The sequence below is a fragment of the Lamprobacter sp. genome (assembly GCF_034860625.1).
In the GTDB taxonomy this organism is placed as follows: Bacteria; Pseudomonadota; Gammaproteobacteria; order Chromatiales; family Chromatiaceae; genus Lamprobacter.
Genome location: NZ_JAYESN010000496.1, coordinates 1 through 1460, shown reverse-complemented (window position 1 = coordinate 1460; position 1460 = coordinate 1). Strand labels below are relative to the sequence as shown.

At 67.5% G+C, this 1460-nt stretch carries 1 protein-coding gene; it reads left to right on the top strand.

Translation table 11 applies throughout. The annotated features are described in order from the left end of the window. A partial coding sequence (locus VBE63_RS29195) for an ATP-binding protein (protein ID WP_323686476.1) occupies nucleotides 1–1460 on the top strand: 1460 nt, incomplete at both ends.

The following is a 1460-nucleotide window of genomic DNA, read 5'->3' as shown; positions in this document are numbered from 1 at the left end:
CCCCCAAACCCTGGCGCGAGATCGCCCGCCCGCACCGCGACGTCCTCCAAGGCACCTTCAAGCAATCCGAGTTCGCCGCCGACATCTCCCAGGTCGCCAACGGCACCGCGCCGCCGGAATACCAAGACGCCGAGGCCTTCTTCACCCGCACCTTCATCACCGAGGGCATGCGCCTGCTGCTGATCTCGGTCGCCCAGCGCCTCGCCGGTCAGGGCGGCGATCCGGTGATCCAACTGCAGACCGCCTTTGGCGGCGGCAAGACCCATACCATGCTCGCGGTTTACCACCTGGCCACGCGCCAGGTCAGTACCGCACAACTGACCGGCATCCCGCCGATCCTCGATGAGGCCGGGATCAACAGCTTGCCCAAGGCCCGCGTCGCCGTGCTCGACGGCATCGCCCTAGCCCCGAGTCAGGAACTGGTCAAGAGCGGTGGGCAGAAGGTCACCACGCTCTGGGGCGAGCTGGCCTGGCAACTGCTGGGTGATGACGGCCTGGCCCTGGTGCGCGACGCCGATGCCGAGGGCACCTCGCCCGGCAAGGAACGGCTGATCCAACTGCTCACACAGGCTGCCCCCTGTGTGATCCTGATCGACGAGCTGGTCGCCTTCCTGCGCCAGTTCGAGCCCGGCCAGCGCTACCGCGCCGGCACCTTCGACTCCAACCTCAGCTTCATCCAGGCGCTCACCGAGGCGCTGAAGGCCGTCCCCAACGCCCTGCTGCTCGCCTCGCTGCCGGAATCCGATCTCGAGATCGGCGGTAGCATGGGCCAGCGCACCCTGAACGCGCTGGAGAAATACTTTGGCCGGGTCGAATCGGTGTGGAAGCCGGTGGCCAGCGAAGAGGCCTTCGAGATCGTCCGCCGCCGGCTGTTCGAGCATGCCGGCGAGCGCCCCGAGGTCGAAGGCATCGCCCGCCAGTTCTCCGACAGCTACCGCGAGCACAGCAGCAAGCTGCCGTCGGAGACCCCGTCCAACGCCTACTACGAGCGCCTCTGCGCCGCCTACCCGATCCACCCCGAGGTCTTCGATCGGCTCTACGAGGACTGGTCGACCCTGGACAAGTTCCAGCGCACCCGCGGCGTGCTGCAATACATGGCGATCGTCATCCATCGCCTGTGGACGGCGGATAACCGCGATGCGTTGATCCTGCCCGGCTCCATTGCGCTCGACGATGCCAACGTGCGCAACAAGAGCATCCACTATCTACCCCAAGGCTGGGAGCCGGTGATCGAGCGCGAGGTCGACGGCGCGCGCTCAACGGCCTATGAGCTGGATGTCCAAGACACTCGCTTTGGCAGCGTGCAGGCCGCCCGGCGGGTGATGCGCACGATCTTCCTCGGCAGCGCCCCGGCGGTGGCCAACCAGAGCGTGCGCGGGCTCAAGGTCGAGCGCATCCTGCTCGGCGCCCTCCAGCCGGGCCAACCGCTCGGCGTCTTCGAGGACGCGCTCAAGCGCCTG